The 23,936-nt window shown below is 58.7% G+C and carries 24 protein-coding genes; 15 read left to right on the top strand and 9 right to left on the bottom strand.

Annotated features, from left to right (window positions below; genetic code table 11):
* Positions 1–16 precede the first annotated feature (16 nt).
* Entirely contained in the window at positions 17–661 is a 645-nt protein-coding gene (locus BN1012_RS16535) for a TetR/AcrR family transcriptional regulator (protein WP_171815886.1), read from the bottom strand.
* 123 nt (positions 662–784) lie between these two features.
* On the opposite strand from BN1012_RS16535, the gene BN1012_RS02375 reads away from it, so the two are divergent.
* From BN1012_RS02375 to BN1012_RS02390, 4 genes are read left to right on the top strand one after another with little or no spacing between them, the layout of a single operon-like run.
* Positions 785–2,473 carry an FAD-dependent monooxygenase gene (locus tag BN1012_RS02375; RefSeq protein WP_052534389.1) on the top strand — a complete coding sequence of 563 codons (1,689 nt, stop codon included), beginning with the start codon at positions 785–787 and terminating at the stop codon, positions 2,471–2,473.
* Positions 2,470–3,258, top strand: a complete 789-nt coding sequence (locus tag BN1012_RS02380; RefSeq protein ID WP_043948382.1) for an SDR family oxidoreductase — start codon at positions 2,470–2,472, stop codon at positions 3,256–3,258. The genes BN1012_RS02375 and BN1012_RS02380 overlap by 4 nt, the downstream gene beginning before the upstream one ends.
* A gap of 10 nt (positions 3,259–3,268) precedes the next feature.
* On the top strand, positions 3,269–3,721 hold the full coding sequence (locus BN1012_RS02385) for a DUF6640 family protein (RefSeq protein ID WP_043948384.1): 453 nt from the start codon (positions 3,269–3,271) through the stop codon (positions 3,719–3,721).
* Positions 3,722–3,744: 23 nt separating this feature from the next.
* Positions 3,745–4,851: a fumarylacetoacetate hydrolase family protein gene (locus BN1012_RS02390; protein WP_043948385.1), complete on the top strand. Its 1,107-nt coding sequence runs from the start codon at positions 3,745–3,747 to the stop codon at positions 4,849–4,851.
* Positions 4,852–4,874: 23 nt separating this feature from the next.
* Here the strand turns inward: BN1012_RS02390 and BN1012_RS02395 are convergent, their stop codons facing one another.
* From BN1012_RS02395 to BN1012_RS02405, 3 genes are read right to left on the bottom strand one after another with little or no spacing between them, the layout of a single operon-like run.
* Positions 4,875–5,702 (bottom strand): SDR family NAD(P)-dependent oxidoreductase, encoded by an 828-nt coding sequence (locus BN1012_RS02395; RefSeq protein ID WP_043948387.1) that lies wholly within the window; start codon positions 5,700–5,702, stop codon positions 4,875–4,877.
* A gap of 30 nt (positions 5,703–5,732) precedes the next feature.
* A complete protein-coding gene (locus BN1012_RS16540; RefSeq protein ID WP_052534392.1) occupies positions 5,733–6,605 on the bottom strand; it encodes a glutathione S-transferase family protein in 873 nt (290 codons plus the stop codon).
* A gap of 53 nt (positions 6,606–6,658) precedes the next feature.
* Positions 6,659–7,219 carry a cytochrome b gene (locus BN1012_RS02405; protein WP_171815887.1) on the bottom strand — a complete coding sequence of 187 codons (561 nt, stop codon included), beginning with the start codon at positions 7,217–7,219 and terminating at the stop codon, positions 6,659–6,661.
* Between the two features lie 89 nt (positions 7,220–7,308).
* Between BN1012_RS02405 and BN1012_RS02410 the strand changes: the two genes are divergently transcribed.
* The gene (locus BN1012_RS02410) at positions 7,309–7,992 is read left to right on the top strand and encodes a TetR/AcrR family transcriptional regulator (RefSeq protein WP_171815888.1); all 684 of its coding nucleotides are present in this window, start codon (positions 7,309–7,311) and stop codon (positions 7,990–7,992) included.
* A 115-nt stretch (positions 7,993–8,107) separates the two neighbouring features.
* Here the strand turns inward: BN1012_RS02410 and BN1012_RS02415 are convergent, their stop codons facing one another.
* The 3 genes from BN1012_RS02415 to BN1012_RS02425 all read right to left on the bottom strand — a co-directional run bounded on the left by BN1012_RS02415 (position 8,108) and on the right by BN1012_RS02425 (position 12,113).
* Complete coding sequence (locus tag BN1012_RS02415) at positions 8,108–9,634, bottom strand: di-heme oxidoreductase family protein (RefSeq protein ID WP_043948390.1); 1,527 nt, start codon at positions 9,632–9,634, stop codon at positions 8,108–8,110.
* A 61-nt stretch (positions 9,635–9,695) separates the two neighbouring features.
* Entirely contained in the window at positions 9,696–10,976 is a 1,281-nt protein-coding gene (locus BN1012_RS02420; protein ID WP_043948392.1) for an imelysin family protein, read from the bottom strand.
* Positions 10,977–11,003: 27 nt separating this feature from the next.
* Entirely contained in the window at positions 11,004–12,113 is a 1,110-nt protein-coding gene (locus BN1012_RS02425; RefSeq protein ID WP_043948393.1) for a hypothetical protein, read from the bottom strand.
* Positions 12,114–12,439: 326 nt separating this feature from the next.
* Between BN1012_RS02425 and BN1012_RS02430 the strand changes: the two genes are divergently transcribed.
* The 6 genes from BN1012_RS02430 to BN1012_RS02455 all read left to right on the top strand — a co-directional run bounded on the left by BN1012_RS02430 (position 12,440) and on the right by BN1012_RS02455 (position 16,669).
* Positions 12,440–12,922, top strand: a complete 483-nt coding sequence (locus tag BN1012_RS02430) for a styrene oxide isomerase (protein ID WP_043948394.1) — start codon at positions 12,440–12,442, stop codon at positions 12,920–12,922.
* Positions 12,923–12,970: 48 nt separating this feature from the next.
* A complete protein-coding gene (locus tag BN1012_RS02435; protein ID WP_043948395.1) occupies positions 12,971–13,918 on the top strand; it encodes a metal-dependent hydrolase in 948 nt (315 codons plus the stop codon).
* 93 nt (positions 13,919–14,011) lie between these two features.
* Complete coding sequence (locus BN1012_RS16545) at positions 14,012–14,929, top strand: phosphatase PAP2 family protein (protein WP_171815889.1); 918 nt, start codon at positions 14,012–14,014, stop codon at positions 14,927–14,929.
* A gap of 86 nt (positions 14,930–15,015) precedes the next feature.
* On the top strand, positions 15,016–15,726 hold the full coding sequence (locus tag BN1012_RS02445; protein WP_043948396.1) for a helix-turn-helix transcriptional regulator: 711 nt from the start codon (positions 15,016–15,018) through the stop codon (positions 15,724–15,726).
* A 54-nt stretch (positions 15,727–15,780) separates the two neighbouring features.
* Positions 15,781–16,452: an acyl-homoserine-lactone synthase gene (locus tag BN1012_RS16550; RefSeq protein ID WP_052534398.1), complete on the top strand. Its 672-nt coding sequence runs from the start codon at positions 15,781–15,783 to the stop codon at positions 16,450–16,452.
* Positions 16,439–16,669, top strand: coding sequence for a hypothetical protein (locus BN1012_RS02455; protein WP_043948397.1), 231 nt, complete (start codon positions 16,439–16,441; stop codon positions 16,667–16,669). Before BN1012_RS16550 ends, BN1012_RS02455 begins: the two co-directional genes overlap by 14 nt.
* 12 nt (positions 16,670–16,681) lie before the next feature.
* Here the strand turns inward: BN1012_RS02455 and BN1012_RS02460 are convergent, their stop codons facing one another.
* Positions 16,682–17,038, bottom strand: a complete 357-nt coding sequence (locus BN1012_RS02460) for a helix-turn-helix domain-containing protein (RefSeq protein WP_043948398.1) — start codon at positions 17,036–17,038, stop codon at positions 16,682–16,684.
* 306 nt (positions 17,039–17,344) lie between these two features.
* On the opposite strand from BN1012_RS02460, the gene BN1012_RS02465 reads away from it, so the two are divergent.
* Positions 17,345–18,694: a DsbA family protein gene (locus BN1012_RS02465; RefSeq protein WP_043948399.1), complete on the top strand. Its 1,350-nt coding sequence runs from the start codon at positions 17,345–17,347 to the stop codon at positions 18,692–18,694.
* A 9-nt stretch (positions 18,695–18,703) separates the two neighbouring features.
* On the opposite strand, the gene pyrC is transcribed toward BN1012_RS02465, so the two are convergent.
* Complete coding sequence (gene pyrC, locus BN1012_RS02470; protein WP_043948400.1) at positions 18,704–19,738, bottom strand: dihydroorotase; 1,035 nt, start codon at positions 19,736–19,738, stop codon at positions 18,704–18,706.
* Positions 19,739–19,911: 173 nt separating this feature from the next.
* On the opposite strand from pyrC, the gene BN1012_RS02475 reads away from it, so the two are divergent.
* From BN1012_RS02475 to BN1012_RS02485, 3 genes are all read left to right on the top strand, one after another.
* Complete coding sequence (locus BN1012_RS02475; RefSeq protein ID WP_043948401.1) at positions 19,912–21,450, top strand: flavin-containing monooxygenase; 1,539 nt, start codon at positions 19,912–19,914, stop codon at positions 21,448–21,450.
* A 90-nt stretch (positions 21,451–21,540) separates the two neighbouring features.
* Positions 21,541–22,452 carry an alpha/beta fold hydrolase gene (locus BN1012_RS02480; RefSeq protein ID WP_043948402.1) on the top strand — a complete coding sequence of 304 codons (912 nt, stop codon included), beginning with the start codon at positions 21,541–21,543 and terminating at the stop codon, positions 22,450–22,452.
* A complete protein-coding gene (locus BN1012_RS02485) occupies positions 22,449–23,882 on the top strand; it encodes an MFS transporter (RefSeq protein ID WP_043948403.1) in 1,434 nt (477 codons plus the stop codon). The genes BN1012_RS02480 and BN1012_RS02485 overlap by 4 nt, the downstream gene beginning before the upstream one ends.
* The last annotated feature ends 54 nt before the right edge of the window (positions 23,883–23,936 follow it).

Raw genomic sequence — 23,936 nt, forward strand, 5'->3', positions numbered from 1 at the left:
CAGCTAGACGTCCACCTCACGATGCGATCGACGCGCTATTGCTCTCGTACTTGTCAATCACCCGCATGACCTTTGCGCGGGTCATGCCGAGCATCCGCAGGATGTTGAGGCACAGGCGGCGCGTCAGATCAGCATCGCGGCCGTTCTTCAACTGGCTTTCAATGCCCGTGCGTATCAAGGACACGACCTGTTCGAGGGTAAACGGATCGATCTTTTCATCGATCGCGCCTTGTTCGACGCATCGTTCAAGATCAGCTGCAAGGAACTGAAAGGCTTCTTTGGGCCGATCAGAGATAAGTGCTTTGCTGTCCAGAAGAACCGCAGCCCAATCGGGCGAGTCCAGCATCAGATTGACGAAACGCGAGGTCGCTGTGACCATGCGCAAAGGCCCGTCTTCAAGCTCCGCCATCTCCATATCCAGTCGGCGGCTGACCTCGAACGCGATCTTGAGGGCGACCTTCTTCAGAATGTCGTCTTTTGTCTGGAAGTGATTGTAGAACGTGCCGTTGGCAAGTCCGGCAGCCTCCGTCATGTCACTGATCTTCGCGGCTTCCATTCCCTTGCGTGCGATGACCGCAATAGCCGCATCAAGCAGGGCTGCCTGCGTTCTGTCCCGTTTGCCGCCGGCCACGGCCGCTTGCGCAAAAAATCCTGCCTGCACTGAAACCTCCATACGAATACTGCCACCATTATGCACGATTTCAGCTTGACTCACCAGATAAATGAGAGTTATCTCAAAAATGAGAGTTATCTCATTAATGGATGTGGTGAAGGCTAGGGGTCCATGACGTCAGATATACCTGTTCTCATTATTGGTGCCGGTCCTGCGGGTCAGCTGTCGGCTTTGTCGTTGGCTCGGCAGGGGATCGCATCAGAAATTATTGATCGTCGCAGTGCCATCAGCACAGCCCCCAAGGCGCATGCGGTCAACGCACGGACTCTGGAAATCTGCCAGAGTCTTGGCATTGACGCTCAGGCCATCCGCGCCGCCGGCGCGTCCGCCAATGATGCAGGCTGGGTCCGCTTCATGGGCAAACTCACCGGGCCTGAGTTTGGCGCGTTGCCCTATGAACGTCAGGATGAGGGGGCGCTGGAGCATACCCCGTTCCCCCTGACCAACATCCCTCAGCCAAAGTTTGAAGCGACACTTGAAAAGGCGTTGGTTGCCGACCCCCTTATCAGTTTCAGCCGCAACGCGACCTGTACGGACCTGTCTGAGACGTCCGACGGTGTCCGCGTCACGATTGAAGACGGGAAGACCGGCAATACGGTTGAAAAGTCTTACACCTATGTCATTGCCGCTGATGGGGCCGGGTCGCCCACGCGCCAGGCCCTTGGCATTGTAATGGATGGTCCCGAAGTCCTCGAAAACTTCATCACCATCCACTTCGAAGCTGACCTGCGGTCCCTCACCGATGCGCGCCCCGGCGTTCTGTATTTCCTGTTTGACCCGGATACGCAGGGCGCCCTCATCGCCTATGACCGGGCCAATACATGGGTCTTGATGCACGGCTATGACCCGGCAACCGAGTCTGCAGCGGATTACACCGAAGCGCGGTGCCGCGATCTGGTCGCCAAGGCCATCGGGCAGGCCGAAGTTCAGATCGACATTTGTAATATCGGGTCCTGGGCCATGTCGGCGCAGGTGGCTGAAAACTACCGCAAGGGACGGGTGTTTCTCGTCGGCGACGCGGCGCATCGTTTTCCGCCGACCGGTGGACTTGGTCTCAACACCGGGGCAGGCGACGCCCAGAACCTGACGTGGAAGCTCGCCGCCGTGCTCAAGGGTCAGGCGTCACCGGAGCTGCTCGATACCTATGAAGCCGAGCGTCAGCCCATTGCCCGCATCAATTCCGAACAAAGCCTGACCAACGCGTCAAAGATTTTTGATCTCATTATCCTGTTGCATGGGCTGGATCCTGAAAAGACCGCGGAACACTACGCGGCCGTAAGCGCGGACCCATCAAAGGTTGCAGGCCTGCCGGATGTCGTGGAGGCACAGCGCCCGCACTTTGACAGCTTCAATCTGCAAATTGGATATCGCTACGCGTCTGAAGTGCTCAAGGGAGCAGACCCGTTGCCGCCGGCTGCAGACATAGAAACCAGCCAGTTTCAGCCAAGCTGGAACATCGGTGAGCACGTTCCCCATCACTGGGTTTTGCAGAACGGCAAGACGGTCTCCACCTACGACATGCTGGCCATTGACACATTCACCTTGTTGACCGGCCCCAAGGCCAATGGCGCTTTTCAGGATGCGGGCCCCGACATTCTATCGCGCCAGCAGGGCACAGACTTTGGCGACGATGGCTTTGACTGGCAGGCCAGGACCGGCCTTCCCGAAACCGGGGCCGTGCTGGTGCGCCCTGATGGACACATCGCCGCGCGCTTCACCGGTGCTGAAGACAACACGCCACAGCTTCTCAAAGATGCCCTGGCGTCCGCTCTATCCATCAACGCGAGAGAAAACGCATGAACCTTGGATTGGAAAACCGCAAGGCCATCGTCTGTGCGTCGTCGCGCGGTCTTGGCAGAGCCTGCGCCGTATCGCTGCTGCGCGAAGGAGCAGCCGTTACAATCAACAGCCGCAACAAGGACACTCTTGACGAAGCGCGCACGCAGATTGCCGCTGAGGCTGGCGTGGACGGCAGCCGCATTCAGGCCGCTGTGGGTGATCTCAACACGCCGGAGGGCCGCGACGCGCTCGTCGCTGCGTGCCCGGATGCAGACATTCTGGTGACCAACAATGAAGGCCCGCCTCCCGGTGAATTCACAAAGTGGGAGCTGGAAGACTGGCAGGCGGCGCTCGACGCCAACATGCTGGCACCCGCCTTCATGATCAAGGCACTGATCCCCGGCATGAAGGAGCGCCGGTTCGGGCGCATCATCAACATCACCTCCGCAATGGTGAAGTCACCCAATTACTATATGGGCCTGTCCACCGCTGCGCGCTCCGGCCTGACGGCCCTGTGCAAGGGCCTGTCGGTGGATGCAGCCCCCTTCAACGTGACCATCAACAACATGCTGCCTGAGCGGTTTGATACCGACCGGCAGGAGCGCATGGCGCAGTTTGCCATGGCTGCAAAGGGCATTACCCGCGACGAGGCCCGCGCAGAAATCTGCGAAACCATCGCCGCCAAACGTATGGGCCAGCCGGAAGAATTCGGCGACGCCTGCGCTTTCCTGTGCAGTGCCCAGGCCGGATTCATTTCCGGTCAGAACCTTCAACTCGACGGCGGCTCATACGCCGGTCTCATCTAGGAGAAAGACAATGGACACTCTCTACGACCAGACACTTGTGCCGCGTATCATCTTTTCATTCATTGGCTTTGCCATCGCCGTCGGCCCGATGTTTGCCGACTTCAACAAGACGCATGCCACCAACCCTGCATGGACGCCGCACGCCAGGTTCCATGTGGTGTGGCAGGTGTTGAGCCAGGCCGGCGTGTCCATGGTCATTCTCTTTTTGTTGTGGATGCCGTCGCCGGACTACATCACCCACATCTGGCTTGCAGCCATTCTCAACTACATCTGGATGGCCAGCTTCTTTGTCACCCTGTCCACCATGTCGATCTTTGATGGTGCCCTGAAGGACGTGAACGGCATCAAGCCATTCCGGTTCAATATCTTCGGAAAGATATATCTGGTGGACACAAACCTGTTCGGCGCGACGATCTTCGTCCTGCTCAACTCAACAGGCGTCTGGCTCCTGGCCAATGCTTAGGCCCAAAGCCAAGGAGCATATCCATGTACAAAACACTGATCTTCATCTGGAGCATTCTTATGGTTCTGTCTCATCCAGCCGCAGCTGAGGTGGCCATTGCGCCCCGCGACGTGGCTTTGACCTTCGCCCGTGTCGGATCGCCCGGGGCCTATCAGCTGATGCTCGTCTCGTCCTATGCGAACGGTCGCGTCAGCGGCATCAATCTGTCCGATGGTTTTGGCGCAGATGCGGATGACCCGATCACCCTTTTTGCAGCGCAGGGATATGACGCCCTCATAGCTGCCCAGGGGGCTGAGCTCGACGTCGCTGTTGAAGACCTGACATTACCCGTGGACCTGACCGCGTCCCACATTGCCGTCGGCACCAATTTTCCCGCCCACGCAGAAGAGGCTACAGTTGAAGATGGACCTTTCCTCTTTGCAAAGGAGGTTGTGCCCACAGCCTTCAATGCACCGGTGTCGCAAGGTGTCGCGCTTCTCGATTACGAAGTCGAGCTTTGCTTCGTCGCGCTGGAGGATTTTGACATTACGTCGCGCCCCCGAAGTGCAGGTCTCGTTCTGTGCAATGACGTTACGGATCGTGCCAAACTGATGCGGCACCTCAATCCTTCCGACGTGACGTCCGGCGATGGTTTCACAACTGGCAAGAGTGCGCCGGGCTACCTGCCCATCGGCAACCTCTTCGTCATTCCCCGCAATCTGCGTAGCTTCGCCCCGGAGGTCGATCTCATGCTTTATCGCGGAAGTGACCTCGTACAGTCCGCGAAACAGTCTCTGGCCATCTGGGACTTCGACGAAATCCTTCGTCAGTCTGCGGATCGTGCCGATATCACCTGGGACTATGAGGGCCGCCAGGTCGGGTTGCCGATCGCCAACGGAGTTGTGCCTGCGCGCACGGGTGTGCTGGCCGGAACACCGGACGGTACCGTGTTCAAGGGTATTGACCGCATGGCCATGGTCATGGGTGTCGTTGACTGGCTCATGGGCGGGTGGAACAAGCCCCTGACCCACTGGGTGATCGAGCGCCACATCGCCGGCGCCATGGCACAGGGCAACTATCTGCAGCCTGGTGAAACCATGACCATCACCGCTGACTATCTGGGAGAACTGGTGAACCCCATCGTCGAATAGCCGTAAGAACCGAGCATCGCCTGTCAGGAGTCGTCGCCGGACTCGTATTGTTCGGCAATCTGCGCGCCCAGTTGGTGTGTGAGCGCAAACAGCTGGTCGGGGTCTGATTGGCGAAGCTTGGCAGCTTCCAGTTCCATCCCGCTTGCAAAAAGCAGCTCCGGTACGTTGTTCCTCACCGCATCCAGAATGGCCTTGGCGCAATCCATGGGATCATCACCGCCCTCAATGGCATCGTCCGATTTGCCCCGCGTTGAGCCGTCTGCCGTAAACGCATTGCGTGAGACGTTGGTTGCGACTGACCCCGGCAGAACATTCGTGACATTGATGTTGTGCCGAGCGGCAACTTCCGTGCGCAGCGCATCCATGTAGCCGATAAGCCCATGTTTGGCGGCTGAGTACGCCGTGCGCAGGGGCGCGCCGATGCGTCCAGCCACCGAGCTGATGGCGATGATGTGCGCGCCACCCGCTTCGGCCATCTTTGCCAGCTGCAGCTGCGTCAGCCAGATAGGCGCAATCAGATCAATATTGATCAGGTCGGTATAAACCTGCGGCGCGGTGTTGATGGCCAGGCTGCGCTGGCTGACACCGGCATTGTTGACCAGAATATCAACGCGGCCTTTCCACGCCCATGCGTCCGCAACCTTGGCTTCCAGCACCGCGTAGTCCGTGGTTTCAAACGGCAGGATCAACGTTTCCGTCGGCAGCTGGTCTGCGACCGCCTGCAATGCATCAACGCGCCGGCCCGACAGGATGATATGGGCGCCATCAGCCGCAAATGATTTGGCAAGCGCCTCACCAATGCCCGAAGAGGCACCTGTGATCCAGACGATCTTGTCGGTGAAGTGTGTCATTGGGAGGTGGTCCTGTATTGGTCTGGCCGCTTATGCAGTTTTTGCAACGACACGCTGAAGACTTGTGCCTCGAACGGTCTGGGCCGCGTGGAGAAGGGTCGTGATGGCGCCGATGGGGCCTCCAGACGGCACTTCATTACGAAAGCTCGGGTCACTATGCAGGCGATCGAACCATTGGCCAACCGCAGGGTGCAGTTTGTGGAGCGGATAACTCGAACTGATCAACCGTTGTGCGTAGATGTACCAGGCGACGTCGGCGAGGGTCACTTCACCACCGGTCAGGAAAGGGTGGTTAGCAAGCGTCTTGTCAAATCCGTTGAGGACCGTGCGGAAATGGTTGAATGCTCGCGCCGCCTGGTCGTCCGTCACTTTGCCGTGCTCGACAATGTCCCGCCAGAATTTGAGTTCAGCCTGCTTGTGACTGTCGACCTGACCCTCGACTGTCCCTGACCCCAGTTCCTCATATTTTTTAAGCTCGGACTCCGGACGCTTGGTAAGAAAGGACGGGAACATGAACCGCATGGTCAGGGCGCGGATGTCCATGTGGAGATCATCTTCCGCCTTCAGCAGGGCGCGGATTTCCTCCGCCTTGTCGACAGGGATGAGGCGACGTTCCGGGAATTGCGCCTCGAGATACTCAAGAATGTCGTTGCTCTCGATGATCACCTTGCCGTCATGGATCAATGTCGGCACAAGCCCGCGCGGGTTGATGCCCATATACCAGGCGGTGTGATGTTCCTTGCGGGCCAGGTTGAGGTGGTGGCCTGTCCACTCGATGCCCTTGAGTTGCAGAAAGATGCGGGTTTTCTGAGAGCATGTAGAACCGGAAAAGTGGAAGAGGTGCAATCCCTTCCAGTCCAGAACTTCCTTGGTCTGGATGTCTTCTTCAAGCAGTACAACCATGGGTGATGTCCCTGTCTTTCATGCGGTGATAATGAAGCCGAGCCGGGGGGGCGTCAGGCCGCTTTTTCGCTCTTCCAGAATTTCAGCATGCGGCCGGTGACGCCGTCGCGCACGATGATGACATGATAGAGCGCGGCCACAATATGCAGCGCGATGAGGGCAATGATCGCCTTGGTCGCAATGTCGTGGAACCACCGGAAGAAGCCGAAGCTCTCCAGATTGCCGACGCCGTCTCCAAATGCAAACAGCCCGAACGGGGCAACGACGGAGTTGGCATTCATGGCAGACAGAACGCCGGACACGATCAGCCAGCCGATCAGAATATACAGCGCCCAGTGCGCCACATGCGCCAGCAGTTTCTGCCAGTCTGCCATTTCCGCCGGCAAAGCGGGCGCGCCGTTCTTCCAGCGCAGATAAAGCCGGATGACAAACAGCACCGCCACGATGGTGCCCATGGTAGCGTGATCACCGCGCGACTCGAAGCGATCTGCATCGGTCATCACATCCCCGAACTTCTGGGCAATCACCAGATCCGACATGATCATGATGGCCATGAGCCAGTGGATGACTTTCTGAGCGACCGAAAAGTCTGCCCGTTGTGCGTCCTGTGCCAATTGCCGTCTCCCGCCCGGTTTTGTGGGTTTGTTAATTACGGCAGTTGACATAATTATGATTTATAAATACGTCAAGTGGCATGAATACAATGGCGATCAGACAAACACGCAAACCGGCCCCCAAACCGGCCCCCAAACCGGCCCCCAGACAGGCATCGCGTCAGCGTGGTCCCCAGCAGCGGGCGGAAGAAACCCGTGAGGCCTTGTTGACCACCGGGCTGCATATGTTCACAACGCGGTCCTATGACGGTGTGTCTGTACGGGCGCTTGAACTGGAGGCGGATGTTCAGCGCGGCGCAGTGGCCTACCACTTTCAAAGCAAGGAAGGTCTGTGGAAGGCGGTTGTCGGCTACATCCTCGACCGGTTCACAAAGCACCTCGGGCCGCTGGAACCGATGCTCAAGGATCTGGACGAAGAAGCACGCCTGCGGGCGGTCATTACGGCCTTTGTGCGGTTCAGCGCGGAAACCCCCGAGCTCAATCGGTTGATTATTCAGGAAGGGCGCGAGCCAAGCTGGCGGCTGGACTATCTGATTGCGACCTTCATCAAAGACCGGTTCGAATGGGTGGAGGAAATGGTGGGACTTCTGGCGGACCCGCACACCTATTACATGTCCATTGGAGCCGCGACGCTGGTCTTTGACGTCGAGTATGAGTGCCGCGCGCTGTTCGATGTTGATCCGACAACGGATGAATTCATCAAGGAGCACGCAGCCCGCGTGGCTGACGTGCTGGTATATCTCCGCCGCCGGGAACTGGCTGAAGAGTCGTGATCAACAGACTGATCGGCGGCATGCTGACCGACGCACGGCGCGCCTGAAGTACCGCTGGCCTCTGTTAGCTTGTTGGCCAAACCGGTGCCCCCTCCGTCCGGCAACCGAAGGGATGCTAGAGCGAATTGAGGAACGCAAGCAGGGCTTCTCTTTCGTCCTTATCCATCTCAACGACAGCGTCACGGGACGCCTGTGCTTCGCCGCCATGCCAGAGGATCGCCTCAAGCAGATTGCGGGCACGGCCATCATGCAGAAACTGAGTATGCCCATTGACGGCCTGCGTGAGACCTATGCCCCACAGCGGCGGCGTGCGCCATTCGTTACCACCAGCAACGCCTTCAGGACGATTGTCCGCCAGCCCGTCCCCCATGTCATGGAGCAGAAGATCGCTATACGGCCAGATAAGCTGAAACGATTGTTCCTCGCCGATGGAATCCCGCCGCGTGACGAATTTGGGTATGTGGCAGGAGGCGCACCCCGCGCCATAAAACTGTTCCTTGCCCGCCAGCACCTGCGGCTCGTCAATGTCGCGGCGGGCGGGAACAGCAAGGTTGCGGCTGTAGAACACCACCCGATCAAACATGTCCGGCGTGGCTTCGGTCACCCGGCCATCCGCCGTGCCCCCATGGGGTGCATTGCGGCAGGCATCCTGCGCCCCTGCGCGACAATCCCCGAAATGGGATGTGAAGATCGGCGTAGAGATGCCGATATCGCCGTGAAAGGCACCTGCGGATTGCTGGGCGACAGAGGGCTCACCGGCTTTCCAGCCAAATCGCCCAAGAGCCACCTCATTGCGTTCAACGCTGAACACCCGATTGGCGCGTCCTGAAATGCCGTCGCCGTCTGCATCATCCGGGTCAGCATGGGCCAGGATGTCTTCATCCTTGATGGCTTCCAGCAGGCCCAGACCGATCATCGGCGGTGCTACGCGCGGCGACATCATGACGTCGGGATGCATGGGGCCGTAATTGAGATTGGCGGCAGCGTAGGTTGGCGCGCGCAGCACGACTTCGGTGCCGTCAGCCAGTGTCACCGGCTTGGGCGTGTAGGTGACCACCATCTCACCTTCAGACATTTGACCCTGGATGGAGAAATTCTGTAGCTGCCCGCCATAGCTTGGCTCGGGCACGACATTGGCGAGATAACTCGCCAGTGCTTCGCGGTCTTCATCCGTTTGCGGAGGAATGGAAAGCCTCAGAAACATGGAGACCGCGGCCTCGCCGTCTGCAGGGGGGTGGCCGCGCCCGTCCTTCAGGTGGCAGCGCTGGCAGGAGCGCGCGTTGAAGAGGGGCCCAAGCCCGTCTGATGACTGCGTGGAACTGGGAGACGACACCCAGACCTTCTTGAAAATGCCGTTGCCGATCTGAAAATCCAACTGCCTTTCAAACGCCATATTGGCAGACGGCTGGGAGAACGCATCGCGATTGGGAAACTTGAATGTCGTGGCTTCGCCCGTAGGCCGCCGTTCAAAAGGTTCCGGCTTGGAGAAGTCGGTGGTCGGCGTGGTGACTTTTTCGACCTTGGCCCGGTCCTGGTCGTCATAGGCCTGGGCCGGCGCCACGAACGCAAAACCGGCCCCACTCAAAAGAGCGAGACCGGCTGTTGCTGCGGCAAGGGAGAGAACGCGAAGTCTATGTGTCATGTCAAAATGCTTCGCTTCACACCCTGGCCTGTGAAGCTACTGTCCTGATGGGGTGTGAGAATTATTCGAATACAGCGTCCGGGCTGTCGAGGCTGTCAGACCCTTCAAAAGCAATCGGCTCGAGACCAAGCACGGTCACGGCAGCTTCAATGTCCTTTGTCTGGGATGTCAGGCCATCAATGGCAGCCTGCACAACGGCGTTGCCCTCATCATTCCCTTCACCGATCATCTGATCATAGGCGTCACCCCCCTCAGCGCGCGCTTTCATGGCAGCCATGGCACCCATTGTGGCGTCGAGGCTGGCCAGCAGCGCGGCATCAGCAGCCTTGTCCTTGGCTGCCACGAGAGCAGACACTGACGCGCCTTCAATCCGGGTACCGTCAATGCGCGTGTAGCTGCCTGTGTAGGCATTCAAGACACCTTGAGCATCGTAGTAGTGGCTGTTGTGCGTGTTGTCCGCAAAGCAGTCCTGCTCTTCTTCAGGATCATGAAGCAGCAGACCAAGCTGCATCCGTTCACCGGCGAGCTCACCATAGGAGAGGCTGCCCATGCCTGTGAGAATGCGGGCTATGCCGCTGTCCACACCGTCGGACACAAGATCCGCGCGCGCCTCGCCCTCCGGGCTCCACTGGTCTGCCATCCATTCAAGGTCAGCAATCAGCAGGTTTGTGGATGTCGTGAGATATTCAGCACGACGGTCGCAATTGCCGTTGGTGCAGGCATCACCCGATGCATAGTCGGTCCAGGGACGCGCGCCGGCACCAGCCTGCGTGCCGTTCAGGTCCTGACCCCACAGCAGAAACTCCACCGCATGGTACCCGGTGGCCACATTGGCTTCGATCCCGCCGACTTCATGCAGGGTGTCTGCAAGCAGGTCAGCATCAATGCTTGAGGCATCAAGCGTGGTGCCACCAATTGTCAGCTCTGGGTTGGCGATGACATTGGCCACATAGGCCGCATTGTCTTCAGAGCCGGTGCCATAGGACGCATCCACATAGTCGATGAGACCTTCGTCCAGCGGCCAGGCATTCACCTTGCCTTCCCAATCATCAACGATCGGGTTGCCGAAGCGGTAAACCTCGGTCTGCATGTACGGCACACGGGATGCCACCCATGCGTCGCGGGCGGCCGTCATCGTTTCTTCGGACGGATTGGTCACAAGGGCATCAACCGCCGTCTTGAGATCCTTTGCCAGAGTAACGGAGTCCTCGTAGCCCGCCTGCGCAATGTCCGCGTAGGTCGCAAGGATGGCGTCTTTTGCCGGTGCTGCTGCCTGTGCCGTGAGGCTACTTGCGGCAAGTGCTGCAAAACCCGCAGCAAAATTCAGAAAAGTCGTTTTCATGTGGAGTGCTCCTGAATGATCTGTGGTTTACGGGGCTGAGAACGGAATGGTGTAGGTCAGCAGAGCACCAAGCGTGTTGGCGTCGCTGCCGCCAGCTTCGAGGTGCTTGTAGCCCACGTCAAAGGTCAGACCGTTTTCAAATGCATAGCCACCGGACACCTGAATCTGATTGTCATCAGAGTCGCCGCCGCCGGCTGGATCGATGGTGCGGATCGTGTCGCTGACCGCGAAGTTCCAGGGGCCGTGCGTTACACCAACACCAAGGGTGAGGTAGTCACGGTCTTCCGCGATGGCGCCAGCGTCAGACTGATGCACATATTCGACAACAGGACCGACCGATGTGTTGTCACCGATGGCGAACTCACCAAACAGGGCAACCGCAACACCAAATTCGTCTTCGGTATTGCCAACGCCACCTTCCTGGCTGACGGCGCCAATGTGGTAGCCGATACCCTCGCCGATGAAGGCCAGGTCACCATCAAGGGTGACAGAGAAGGACGACAGGTCTTCCGTGTTGCTCGGACCGCCAGAGGCTTTGGAGCTGCGCGGACGCTTGGTGATGACGGATTCAGCAAGAAAGCTCGTATCAGCGAAAAACGTATTGGCGGTGAGCGTGTGTGACCCGGTCTGCTCGTTGCCAAGTGTCACGCTGCCGCCAAGGCCGACGCGTTCTGTCAGCTCATAGTCCTCGGCAAGGTCGGTGCCGTAGAGGCCCGGGGCAATGTCCCACGCGACGCCAAAGGTCGGGTTGAACTTGCCGGCAAAGATCGAAAAGTCGTCCGTTGCAAACTGCAGGAAAAGTGTCTCGACGAAGAGGCCTTCATCCTCAAAGAACCGGTCGTCGTTTGGATCAGGGTCCAGCACCGGCTCAAGCACGAGGCCTGCTTCGAGCGAGAACAGCTCCGTAAACCGGATGCTGATGGCAGGTTCGATGGTCGCGTAGGTGTCGTTCAGCTCTTCAGCATTGTTGTCCGCATCGAACGTGTAGTCGTTCTGAATTTCGATGGGGATCTCACCCTCGATACGCGGAAACAGCTCTTCTTCTGCCTGTGCAGGAGCAGAGACCATGCTGGCCGCGGCAAGAAGCGCGCCCAGAGCAGTCAGTCGATTAACGGCAATCCGATATTTGGCAATCATTGTCTGATTGTCCCCCAAGTCAGCCAGCCCGGGGCGACGCCCCGGACACGTACATTCCGGCGGCCCAGCGCCCCCGGTACTGCGCCGGGTCTCACACAATTGAGAATGAATTGCAATAACAATGCGAATGGTTATCAATTGCGACTAAATGAAGCATCCGGGGCAGGGGTGGCTAACTGCCCGAGAACAAAGGCCTATTGCGGGATCTTGTTTTGAGGGATAAAGTGCGTAGTTGATATCCGCATTTTTGGCCGGTGGCCAGCTGAACGATCGGCAGTCCAAACTGTCGGCAAGTCCGGAAAAACGGACACTTGGGGGAAATGACTATGACCAGCTATCAGCGCCTGTTGGTGCAACACGGATTGATCATCCTGTTCCTGGGCCTTGTGGGCGGCTTCATGCTTCTGTTTGCCGTGCTCGGTCAGATCTCCCTGTCACCGATACCGCTGGCCTTCGGCTACGTCATTCCCGGTGACCCGGCTCAGTGGCGCGCCGTCCATGTGGGCAACATCATGAATGGCCTGATGGCGATCATCTTCGCGTTGCTCATCCCACTGCTCACCCTGAGTGAAAAGGCCACACGCAACATCGCCATCGGTCTGGTGTGCACCATCTGGGGCAATGCGCTGTTCTACATTTTTGGTATTCTGACGCCGAACAAGGGTCTGTCGCTTGGCGACAATCCCGTAGGCGAAGCCAACTGGGCGGCACCCATCGCTTTCATGCCCGCCTTCATTGTAGCCTTTGTGCTGATGGTGATTGTGGTTGTCATGCTGCGGAACCTGCCTGCCGCTGATGACACCAAGTAGCCCAAACCCAGTATTGCGTAAGGTTCAAATCCCCTCCGGAGAGACACAATGTCTGCGCACGAAACGGAAACTCTGAGCGACGCCGAGCACGCTTCTTTTGAGCATCCCCCGTTTGAACATCCGATGGACAACATCATTGTCCGGCCGCTTGATTTCGAGGTGGAAAAGCTGGAGCCGTCACAGGTGGTCTGGAGCGAGACGTCCCCGGAATTCGCCATCTACCTGAACGCCTTCGGCGTCCATGTGCCGTATTTCGAGCGCTATCTGATCCGCTCCATGTCCACGGCCAAAAAGCATGTGACTGACGAGCGGTTGCGCGCGGACATGAGCGCCATCACCGGCCAGGAAGCCCATCACGCAAAGAACTTCCTCACCTTCAACAAGCTGCTGGCAGACCGGTATCCCCGGGTGTCCGAACTTGATGAGCGCGCGCGCAAATACTTCACGGAACACGCCAAGACAGATTCCCTGAAAAAGCTAGTCGGCTTCACCGCTGGCTACGAGACCTTCACGTTCCTGGCGGGCATGATCATCCTCGCCAACTACGAAAAGTGGATGCAGGACTCAGATCCCGCCATCAAGGCCCTGTGGGTCTGGCATCAGGTCGAAGAAGTAGAACACGGCGCGGTGGCCTTCGAGGTCTATAAGGAACTGTTTGGCGATCATGAGTGGTACCGCAAATACATGATTCTCACAGCCCTCACCCATATCGGCAAGGAGGCGCTGGCAGCCTACTTCCACATGGCCAGGGTCGAAGGCTATTTCAAAAACCCCGTGAGCGCTGTGAAGGCCACGTGGTTCGTGTTTGCCACTTTCGGGCAGATGGTCTGGCATTCCCTGCCAACCTTCTCCAGCCGCTATCATCCCCGCGTCCACCCGCTGGCCACAACCAAGCAGAACAAAATTGCAGTTGCATGGCGGCGCTATCTCAAGAAGGGTGGGGACGTCCTGACAATCGACCGGGCCAAGATGAAAGAGATCATCGGCTTTGGTTGAGGCGTGCACGCAAGCGCCGGGGCGGCAATAAAAGCAATAAGAGCGCCCGGGTCAACTGAATGAATGTCCCCGCGCCAACCGGGGACCGACGTCTTGGAAAACATTCTCTATTCAATGGATTGGGTGCTGCCGCTGCGCAGCGACTGGGCAACGCCCATCGCGCAGGGGTTCACCTGGATGGGCTATGCGCCGTTCTTCTTGATGTTCCTGCCAATTGGATACTGGCTCTGGGACCGCGACATCTTCACTCGGCTGACGGCGCTTGTGGCCATCACGGCCGTGGTCAATGGCTGGTTCAAGGATTTCTGGCAGGACCCGCGCCCCGGCGCAGACATCCAGTTGGATGGACGCGTCACGGGGTCACCCGGGCGCCCGTCCGGCCACACACAGATTGCCGTGGCCATGTGGCTGTGGCTCGCCTACGAAATCCAGCGCCCCTGGGTTTGGGTCGTCTGCATCATCCTTGCCTTTGGTGTCAGCTTTTCCCGTCTCTATCTGGGCGTCCACGATATTGACGACGTGCTCACCGGGGCCGCGCTTGGCATTGCCACCCTTGCGATCTTTTTCTGGCTGACCCGCCCGGACAATACGTTGACACAGGCGCTGAGGGACTCGGTCATCATCCAGCTCGTCCTGATCGCGATGCTTGTGCCGATCATTGCTGCCGTATGGCCTGCGGCCTCGCAGGCCGCTGGGGCAGCCGTGCATACAGGGTCAGCTGTGACACTGACGGTTGTTTTCCTGCTCGCCGGGTGGCTGGCCGGTGTTGCGCTGGACAAACGCCTCGCGCCTGATCGCGGCCCCCGGCCGGCCTGGTGGCAGATGATCGTCATGGCCGTGAGCGGCATTGTGGTGCTGTTTGCCCTGCGCGCCGGCATAGAAGCGACGGCCGGGGACCTTGGCATCGGTGACGCCACAGCCGGAATTATCGGTGCGCTGATTCTTGGGTTCTACATGACCGCCCTTGCACCCATGGCGTTCAGGGCTGTCGGCCTGATGAAACAAGCCTAACTGAACTGTTTACCTAGTTACCGGTTGAAAATGCCCAAGTCATTGGCGTAGTTGGAGAATTCCCAAAAGATTGGTAAACTGAAAGTATGTTTGCTGATTACTTGGAAAAGCTGGGCAATGCTGCGGATGAGAGCCAGGAGGTTCTCGTTTGGTCCAATGCCATGTCTGACCTCGGCTTTGACAAGCATATGTACGGAATCCGGGCTCAGGAAGCGGGCCGGGTCAATGAGCATCTGGTTGAAAGCACGTCTTTCTCCGATGACTGGCTCTCCGCCTACTACGGCGGGTTGCATAAGGTTGATCCCGTCGTAGCCCACTCCATTGTTCATCCCATGCCCTTCATCTGGTCGGACTGCCCGGTTGAGACGCCCGAACAGCGGGCCTTTATGGCCGATGCCGCCGATGCGGGTCTCAAACATGGCGTCAGCGCGCCATTGATTGTCGGCAGTGGCTACGAGGGTGCTGTGTCCGTCAGCGGAGACAGCAATGCGGATGTCCGTGACCACATGATGGCGATCTACTCCATGACCTGCGCGATGCATGTCTTGCGGGTCAAAAACTGGTCACGGGACACGCTCAAGGCCTTCAAGCTCACGGCACGTGAACAGGAAGTCATGCGCTGGATTGCGGCCGGCAAGGATGACTGGACGATCGGCTCCATCCTCGGCATCAGCGAAAATGGTGTGCACTATCACAAGAAGAACATTTTCCGGAAATTGCAGCTCAGCAGCCGCGTTGCTGTCGCTGCGGTGGCGCAGAAAACCGGGATTGCTGATGCCAACTACCGGTTCTGGTAGGTCTCAAATCTAAAGCTATTCGTCATGCTCACGCTCCAATTTCGGAGTGTAATCATGATTTACGAGTTCGCCTTAGCCCAACGCTGCGCCGCGCCCTTTCCCCACGAAGACATTCACGCTTCCATGCATCGGCTGCGCCACGCGCTTTATCGCCAGGGCGCTGACTGGTCTGTGCCCGAGCATCTGGGCATGGAATATGACGAATTCGATACCATGACCGCGCGCTATCTCGTCGGCATTGACGAGACCGGCACCGTTCGTGCGCAAAGCCGCATGATCACCTGCGATCAGCCCTACATGCTGGCCCAGCTCTGGCCGGAGCTGGCTCAGTCCGTGCCGCTGCCGCGCAGTGCCGCCGATGCTGAGGGCTCGCGCACCGGTGTGGACGTAACCCTGCCGGTTGAAGAGTACCGCCGCTGGTTCTTCAAGCTTCTGATCGCAAATGTTGAATGGGCCGTGAGCAATGGCGTTGATCGCCTGAGCTTCGTCACCTACCAGCGCGTTGCCCAGAAATCGATGGAAGGCGCAGGCCTGTCGGTCACCTATTACGGCCCGACCATGTCCTTCCCCGATGGCCGGTTCATTGCCGGCTACTTCCCCGTAAGCACACACCTTGCCCATGACCTTCGCCGCAGGAATGGCATTGAAGGTCAGGTCTTTGTGCCGTTGCCAAAAGCCACGCCGCTACCCGCTGTTGCGCAGGAGGATCGTCATGAGGTCGCATAATCCACAGTCCTTTGACTTTGAAGAGGACCCAGAAAACGTCTGGCCCAAAACAGCGGTAGAAGCCGCTGATCAGATGCGTGATGTGTTGGCGCTGTTTATCCGCATCTCCGAAGAGTTTGATATGTCGACCACCGCAGAGATGCTGCGGCATACGGTCGAGACAGCGCGCCAGGACGCAATGAGCAAATCAGGCGCGCCGCCGCATATTCACGGATGAGCGGCAGGGGCGTCAGGCTTTATGTGCCTGCGCCCTGTCGAGGGGAAATGGGATGATCTGAGCTTGGGAAAGCCCGGGTTCCCAGCGCTCGAAACTGGGAATGAGCTGGCGTCTGAGCGCTTCAGCGACGGCAAAGAGATTTGTCCTGGCCTCAAGTTTCAGGCGTGCGGACCGCATTTGTGCGGCAATCGTCCGGTCACTGACGCCTCTTATCCCCGCCAGATCCTTGTAGGACTCAAGGTTGCAGGTGCTTAGGAGTGCCATATTCCAGACCTCGGCCGGGGTCAGCAGTGTCGGCGGGTGCGTATCAGTCCACATCTCAGCCTGTGCCAGAACCGATTTTGCCTCCAGTGTTTTGAAGCGAGTCATTGCCGCGTGAATTTCCTGCCTTGGTGACACATGACGCCGCCAGGACCGGCGACAGATGCGCATGCACGTTGAACACACCGCACCATCTACTTTGAGATAGTCCCAAAATTCGCAGAGGCTGAAAACTAGCAAGGTTAATAGGGGGGAGGCGGCACCCCCTATACTGGCTTTTCTCACATTTTGGCATGCGCCAGATATTGGCATGCCCCATATATTGGCATGCCCCAGATATTGGCATGCGAAGTGACATAATATGCCTGCCATGGCAAAGTGCGCTGGATTCACCTGCCCTGAGGGAGACGTCGCGTGCTTGAGCCTGAAAAAAATCCAAACCCATCCCTCATGGTCGATCCTCCCGCCTGGTTCAGATGGGGCATGCGGTGGCAGCTGGACGCCGTCACCAATGTGAAGCGGGTGTTGAAACGGCGGGGCAAGGTCGAAGCCCAGCGCCAGAAATCAGGGGCGCCCCACGTGGTGGAGTATTTTCATCAACTTGATGATCCCTACTCGCACCTCACGGCGCAGGTCCTCGCGCGCTTCGCTGAGAAGTATGACGTCACCGTCGTCCCCCATCTCATTCGTGCCAGCGGTGGTCGCAACCAGCCGGAGTTTGAAAAACTCGCGGTCTGGGCCCGGCGCGATGCGCAGTTGATAGCCCCGCATCTGGGACTGGATTTTCCAGCCGAGGCAGCAACCCGGCCCGATGCATCCGCACAGCAAAAGACAGGCGAGATGCTTGCCGGTCTCTCAGCACCGGATTTCATTCAGCACCTGAAGGATGCAAGTGACGCCCTGTGGCGCAACGATGCATCCGGTCTGACGGCAGCCAAGTCCGGCAGCCTCAACAAGGCACTCGATGATGGGTCAAATCGATTGGCCAAACTGGGCCACTATTCAGGGGCAATGTTCTACTATGGAGGCGAGTGGTACTGGGGTGTGGACCGTCTGTTCCATCTGGAAGACCGGCTTGCGTCCCTTGGCCTGGCCAGGCAGGGCGCCACGCAGCATCTTGTCCCCCGTCCGGCGATTAATGTGTCCGGAGTGGACGCCAGCAAGCTGACGCTGGATTTCTATCCGTCGCTCAATTCTCCGTATACGTCCATTATCTATGATCTGACGATTGACCTGAAAAACACCTGCGGCATCCGCTTCAACCACAAGCCGGTATTGCCCATGATCATGCGCGGCGTGCCGGCCACCCGCGCGAAAGGCACCTACATCGTTTTCGATACCAAGCGTGAGGCAGACTTTCTGGGTGTACCCTTCGGCCCTATGGTCACCCCCATCGGCACGCCGACGCGCAGGCTCTATTCGCTGCTGCCCTGGGCCATCGAGCAGGGCAAGGACGAAGCCCTGTTAAGCGCCGGCCTCAAGCAGGCGTTCTCTGAAGGGGTCGGTCTGCACACAGACAATAAGATGCGCCGGGCGGTCGAGAGGGCCGGGCTTGATTGGGCGCACGCCAGGACAATCATCGGCAATGATGACTGGAAGCCCTTGGTTGAGCGCAATCAGGATGAGATGGTGGAAGGCCTTGGCCTGTGGGGTGTCCCCAGCTATCGCCTGTCTGGTCCCGATGGCGAACCGGACATGGCCGTCTGGGGGCAGGACCGTCTGTGGCTGATCGCCGCTGAAATCAAACGGCGGGCGGCCCTTTAGAGGCAGGGGCTAGGGCGCAAGCCGCCAATTGATGGTTTCACCGGCGTGAAACGGCACGATGGCAATCTCGGCGTCTTCAATGAGGTCGGGCACCGCATGGCCGGTGCGTTCCAGGGTAATGGTCTCGTCGTTCAGCGGCAGGCCATAGAAGTGCGGGCCAAACTCGGACGCGAATGCTTCCAGCTTGTCGAGGGCGCCTTCTTCTTCAAAGGTCTGCGCATAGCTTTCAATAGCAACAGGCGCGCTGAAGATGCCGGCACACCCGCAGTCGCTTTCCTTGTCGTGCTTCTGGTGCGGTGCTGAGTCCGTCCCCAGGAAGAATTTCGCATTGCCCGAAACAGCGGCCTTGCGCAGCGCTTCACGGTGCTTGCGGCGCTTGGCAACCGGCAGACAATAGGCGTGAGGGCGCATGCCGCCATCAAACATGTCATTGCGGTCAATGCGCAGGTGATGGGCCGTAATCGTTGCTGCCACCTTGTCACTTGCAGCGCTCACAAACTCAACCGAGTCCTCCGTGGTGATGTGCTCAAGCACGACCTTGAGATCTGGAAAGTCCGTCACCAGTGGCGCCAGCGTCGTATCGATGAACACATGCTCGCGATCGAAGATGTCGATGTCTGGCGACACCACCTCACCGTGGATCAGCAGCGGCATACCGATGGCCTGCATGCGGTCAAACACACGGTCGAGCTTGCGGACGTCGGTGACACCTGCCGCTGAATTGGTCGTGGCGTTGGCCGGGTAGAGTTTGCAGGCCGCAAACACGCCTTCTTCAAAGCCTGTGGCAATCTCGTCCGCATCAATGTCGTCGGTCAGATAGGCCGTCATCAGCGGTGTGAAACTGTGATGGGCACCGATCGCGCTGCGAATGCGATCACGGTAGTGCCGGGCAGCATCCACGGTTGTGACCGGCGGCACGAGATTGGGCATCACAATGGCACGGGCAAACTGCTGCGCTGTATAGCGGGCAGCAAACTCAAGCATTGCGCCGTCGCGCAGATGCACATGCCAGTCGTCAGGGCGTCGGATCGTGAGAGTTTCCATGGGCCCACCGGTATCAGGCGTCCTTGTCCCGTTCAAGCCGACAATACGCCGCAAAATATCTGATGTCGGTCTTGACCTGCGTCAATTGACAGAATGTCAATATGGGCCAGACTGCATGTCAGACAAGAAACTCAACACAGGCCGAACAATGGCCGTTCAGAGGGACGAAGCACATGCCGGATACAGCAACACTCGACAAATCAGCGGCTAAATCAGGTGCCAAGGCTCAACATTTTGATGTGCTGGTCGTCGGTGCCGGCATTTCAGGCGTCGGTGCCGCGTATCACCTGCAGGACCAGTGCCCGGGCATGAGCTATGTGGTGCTCGAAGCGCTGGAAGACTTCGGCGGCACCTGGCTGATGCACAAATATCCCGGCATCCGCTCTGACAGTGACCTGTACACCTTCGGCTATCGCTTCAAGCCGTGGACCGGCAACCCCATCGCCACGGCGGAAGAAATCCGCACCTACATGGATGAAGTGATCGAGGAAAACGACCTCAAGCGCCACATCCGCTACCAGCACAAGATCCTGTCCGCTGACTGGTCCGACGCGGACAATCTGTGGACCATCCACGCGACGCGGACCGATACCAATGAAGACTTGGTCTTTACCTGCGGCTTCCTGTGGATGTGCCAGGGCTACTACCGCCACTCGGAAGGCTACACCCCGGACTGGCCCGACATGGACAAGTTCAAGGGCGACATCATTCACCCGCAGACCTGGCCGGAGAACTACGACTACAAAGGCAAGAAGGTGGTTGTGATCGGCTCGGGTGCCACCACGGCCACCATCGTGCCTGCCATGGCGCCGGACTGCGAGCACATCACCGTGCTGCAACGCTCGCCCACCTACTTCGTACCCGGGCGGAACGAAAATGAAGTTGCGGACATGCTGCGGCTGCTGGAAATCGATGAAGAGTGGATCCACGAAATCACTCGCAAGGCGGTGCTCTACAATCAGGCCGAGCTGACGCGGCGCTCCTTTGAAGAGCCGGAAGTTGTGAAGCAGGAACTGATCGACGGGGTGAAGGAACTGCTGCCCGAAGGCTATGACGTGGACAAGCACTTCACGCCCAAATACCGCCCCTGGCGCCAGCGCGTGGCCTTTGTGCCGGACGGTGATCTGTTCGCAGGCATCAAGGCCGGCAAAGCCAGCATGGTGACCGACGAGATTGAGCGCTTCACCGAAAAAGGCATCCTGCTCAAATCGGGCGAGGAGTTGGAAGCGGACATCATTATCACCGCCACAGGCTTCAACCTCTGCGCGCTGGGCGACATCGCGTTCTCCCGCAATGGCGAAGCCATCAAGTTCAACGAGACCGTCACCTATCGCGGCATGATGTTTACCGGCATGCCCAACATGGTTTGGGTGTTCGGCTACTTTCGCGCCAGCTGGACGCTGCGCGTAGACATGGTGGGAGATTTTGTCTGCCGCCTGCTGAAAAAGATGCAGCAAAAAGGCGCAAAGAAGGTCGAGGTCGCTTTGCGACCCGAAGACAAGGACATGCCGATCCTTGACTGGATCGACACCGAGAATTTCAACCCCGGCTACATCATGCGCAACATGCATCTGTTGCCCAAACGCGGCGACAAGCCCGAATGGCAGCACAACCAGGACTACTGGACGGAACGCAAGGAGTTCCCCGACATTGATCTGGACGATGCAGCGTTCGTCTACACCAAGGCAGATCAGATATCAGATGTCGCCTGACGCCCTATCGGGATCAATCCGGAACGTGGTACTCACTCGGCCAGCCTGCACGCACAGGCTGATGGTCCAACCGAGTGATTGCTGCTGCTTATGTCTGAAGTTCCTAGCCACCAGTTTTTCGACGGCTCTGATGCCCGTATTTCCTATTGGGAATGGGGCGACCCCGCTGGTCAGCCGATCCTGCTGATTCATGCGACCGGGTTTCATGCCCGTGTGTGGGATGAAACAGTTTCGCACCTGCCCCAGAGCTACCGCATCATCTCGGTTGATATGCGCGGCCACGGTCAAAGCGAAAAGAAAGGCCTGCTGCTCGACTGGTCCCTGGTCGCAAAGGATGTGGGTGACCTGGTTGATCATCTTGGGCTGACAAATGTCATCGGCGCGGGTCATTCCATGGGCGGCCACTGCCTGACACAGATTGCAAAAACCCGCCCGCAGATATTTGAGCGGCTGCTGCTGATTGATCCGGTCATGATGCCGCCGGCAAACTATGAGAGCAGCCCCTACAACGACCTGACGGACCCGTCGGAACACATGGTTGCGCGCAGGCGTGATGCCTGGACCGGCTGGGAGGAGATGTATGACCGCTTCAAAGATCGGCATCCCTATTCATTGTGGGAGCCGCAGGCGCTGGAAGACTATTGCCGCCATGGCATTCGCCCCAACGAGGACGGTGACGGCTATCGCCTGGCATGCCCGCCGGTCATGGAAGCATCCGTTTACATGGGCAGCATCAACGCCAATCTGACCGGCACCCTCAAGGAGATGACACTGCCTGTCACCATTCTACGCGCCAAGGGCCGCGAACCCGGCGACGAGGCGGTGATGGATTTTGCCCTCTCGCCGACGTGGGACCAGTTGTACAAGGAGTTCGGCAATGGGCGTGATGTATCGCTGCCGCATCTCAGCCACTTCATCCCCATGCAGGATCCTGCTTTGACGGCGCATTTCATTTTGAATGCCCAGGCATCTGCAGAAGAGGCGGTCGCTGCTGCAAAATGAGCGACGTCACGCACATATCAGCACCCTACGATCCCAAGAAGGCCCAGCAGGTTTTATGGGCCGGGATGATCGGCATGTTGGCGACGGGGTTCCCCTTCACCATCGTGACGGTGGCGCTCAATCTCATTGCCGACGATTTCGGCGTCAGCGAGGCCCTCGCCGCGTGGACCGTGTCCGCGCCCATGCTGGTATCGGCGGCCGCCCTGCCGGTCATCGGCAAGCTGGGCGACATGTTCGGTCATCGCCGCATTTTCATCGGCGGCATTCTCGGCTCAACCATCTTTGCCTTCATGTGCATGATTGCGTGGGACATCTGGTCGCTCATCGCGTTCCGCATCCTGTCCATGGTGCTGGCAGGCGCAACGGGGCCTGCCGCCATGGCGATCCTGTTTCATGTCTATCCGCCTGCGCACCGCAACCAGGCCATCGGCTGGTGGTCCATGGGTGGACCGGGGGCAGCTGCACTCGGGCTTATTCTTGGCGGGCCGTTCGTGGAACTGGTGGGGTGGCGCTCGGTCTTCCTGCTTCAGGCCGGGACCGGCATCGCTGCCGTCGTGATTGCGTGGAAGGTGCTACCGGAAACCGTGCGACAGATGGTCAAGTTCGACCATATCGGCAACCTGATCCTGCTGCTTGCCCTGTCCAGCCTGTTGTTTGTCATCGGCGCCTTCGCCGAACCGGGCGTATCCACAGGGATGCTTATCAGCGCGGGTGTCGTCGGTGTGGTCGGCCTCATTGTGTTTCTTTTTTATGAGGCATCGATCTCCAACCCCATCGTGCCGCCGTCGTTGCTGAAGCAGCGCAATTTTGACGCGCCCGCCATCGCAAACTTCTTCCTGCAGATGTCCTATCTGGGCGCGCTTATCGCGACACCTCTTGTTCTGACAGGGCGGTTTGGGTTTTCCATCTCCGTTGCCGCCATCCTGATGCTGACCCGCACCTTCAGCCTCACATTGGCGTCCCCGCTGGGCGGTGTCATCGCCACCCAGTTTGGCGAGCGCCTGGGCACCCTGACTGGTGTGCTGTGCCAGACAGCAGGGCTGTTTACGGTGGCAGCGGGCATCTATGTCACCAACCTGCCCATCGTGTTGTTGGGGCTGGTGCTGCAGGGCGTGGGCCATGGCGTCGCCATGCCGCCTCTCGCGTCCATCATCACAACCGCGGTCCCCCCCAGTCAGTTTGGCATGGCGACCGGCATGAGCAGGCTCATGGGGCAGATCGGATCAGCATTCGGGCTGAGCCTCTTTGGTGTGTTGCTGACCCTGCCGCGCGAGGACTTAGCGCTGCACATGATCTTTGTCATTGGCGGCGCCATCGCTTTTGCAGCTGCGTTTCCTGCGCTGCTCATCTCGATGAAGCATCGAAACATACCCATGCCGCCTGCAGCACCCCCGCCGCCCAATCCACCTATTCAGCCGGGCCAGGTTTAAGATGCGGGCAGTCGCGCGACATCTTTATGCAACCGTTGCTGCCCTGCTGATCTT

The organism is Candidatus Phaeomarinobacter ectocarpi, assembly GCF_000689395.1.
Taxonomy (GTDB): Bacteria; Pseudomonadota; Alphaproteobacteria; order CGMCC-115125; family CGMCC-115125; genus Pyruvatibacter; species Pyruvatibacter ectocarpi.

Coding starts and splice junctions, on each gene's coding strand:
- BN1012_RS02375 (WP_052534389.1), top strand. CDS start 785: ATGACGTCAGATATACCTGTTCTCATTATTGGTGCCGGTCCTGCGGGT.
- BN1012_RS02380 (WP_043948382.1), top strand. CDS start 2,470: ATGAACCTTGGATTGGAAAACCGCAAGGCCATCGTCTGTGCGTCGTCG.
- BN1012_RS02385 (WP_043948384.1), top strand. CDS start 3,269: ATGGACACTCTCTACGACCAGACACTTGTGCCGCGTATCATCTTTTCA.
- BN1012_RS02390 (WP_043948385.1), top strand. CDS start 3,745: ATGTACAAAACACTGATCTTCATCTGGAGCATTCTTATGGTTCTGTCT.
- BN1012_RS02395 (WP_043948387.1), bottom strand. CDS start 5,702: ATGACACACTTCACCGACAAGATCGTCTGGATCACAGGTGCCTCTTCG.
- BN1012_RS16540 (WP_052534392.1), bottom strand. CDS start 6,605: ATGGTTGTACTGCTTGAAGAAGACATCCAGACCAAGGAAGTTCTGGAC.
- BN1012_RS02410 (WP_171815888.1), top strand. CDS start 7,309: ATGGCGATCAGACAAACACGCAAACCGGCCCCCAAACCGGCCCCCAAA.
- BN1012_RS02415 (WP_043948390.1), bottom strand. CDS start 9,634: ATGACACATAGACTTCGCGTTCTCTCCCTTGCCGCAGCAACAGCCGGT.
- BN1012_RS02420 (WP_043948392.1), bottom strand. CDS start 10,976: ATGAAAACGACTTTTCTGAATTTTGCTGCGGGTTTTGCAGCACTTGCC.
- BN1012_RS02425 (WP_043948393.1), bottom strand. CDS start 12,113: ATGATTGCCAAATATCGGATTGCCGTTAATCGACTGACTGCTCTGGGC.
- BN1012_RS02430 (WP_043948394.1), top strand. CDS start 12,440: ATGACCAGCTATCAGCGCCTGTTGGTGCAACACGGATTGATCATCCTG.
- BN1012_RS02435 (WP_043948395.1), top strand. CDS start 12,971: ATGTCTGCGCACGAAACGGAAACTCTGAGCGACGCCGAGCACGCTTCT.
- BN1012_RS02445 (WP_043948396.1), top strand. CDS start 15,016: ATGTTTGCTGATTACTTGGAAAAGCTGGGCAATGCTGCGGATGAGAGC.
- BN1012_RS16550 (WP_052534398.1), top strand. CDS start 15,781: ATGATTTACGAGTTCGCCTTAGCCCAACGCTGCGCCGCGCCCTTTCCC.
- BN1012_RS02455 (WP_043948397.1), top strand. CDS start 16,439: ATGAGGTCGCATAATCCACAGTCCTTTGACTTTGAAGAGGACCCAGAA.
- BN1012_RS02460 (WP_043948398.1), bottom strand. CDS start 17,038: ATGACTCGCTTCAAAACACTGGAGGCAAAATCGGTTCTGGCACAGGCT.
- pyrC (WP_043948400.1), bottom strand. CDS start 19,738: ATGGAAACTCTCACGATCCGACGCCCTGACGACTGGCATGTGCATCTG.
- BN1012_RS02475 (WP_043948401.1), top strand. CDS start 19,912: ATGCCGGATACAGCAACACTCGACAAATCAGCGGCTAAATCAGGTGCC.
- BN1012_RS02480 (WP_043948402.1), top strand. CDS start 21,541: ATGTCTGAAGTTCCTAGCCACCAGTTTTTCGACGGCTCTGATGCCCGT.
- BN1012_RS02485 (WP_043948403.1), top strand. CDS start 22,449: ATGAGCGACGTCACGCACATATCAGCACCCTACGATCCCAAGAAGGCC.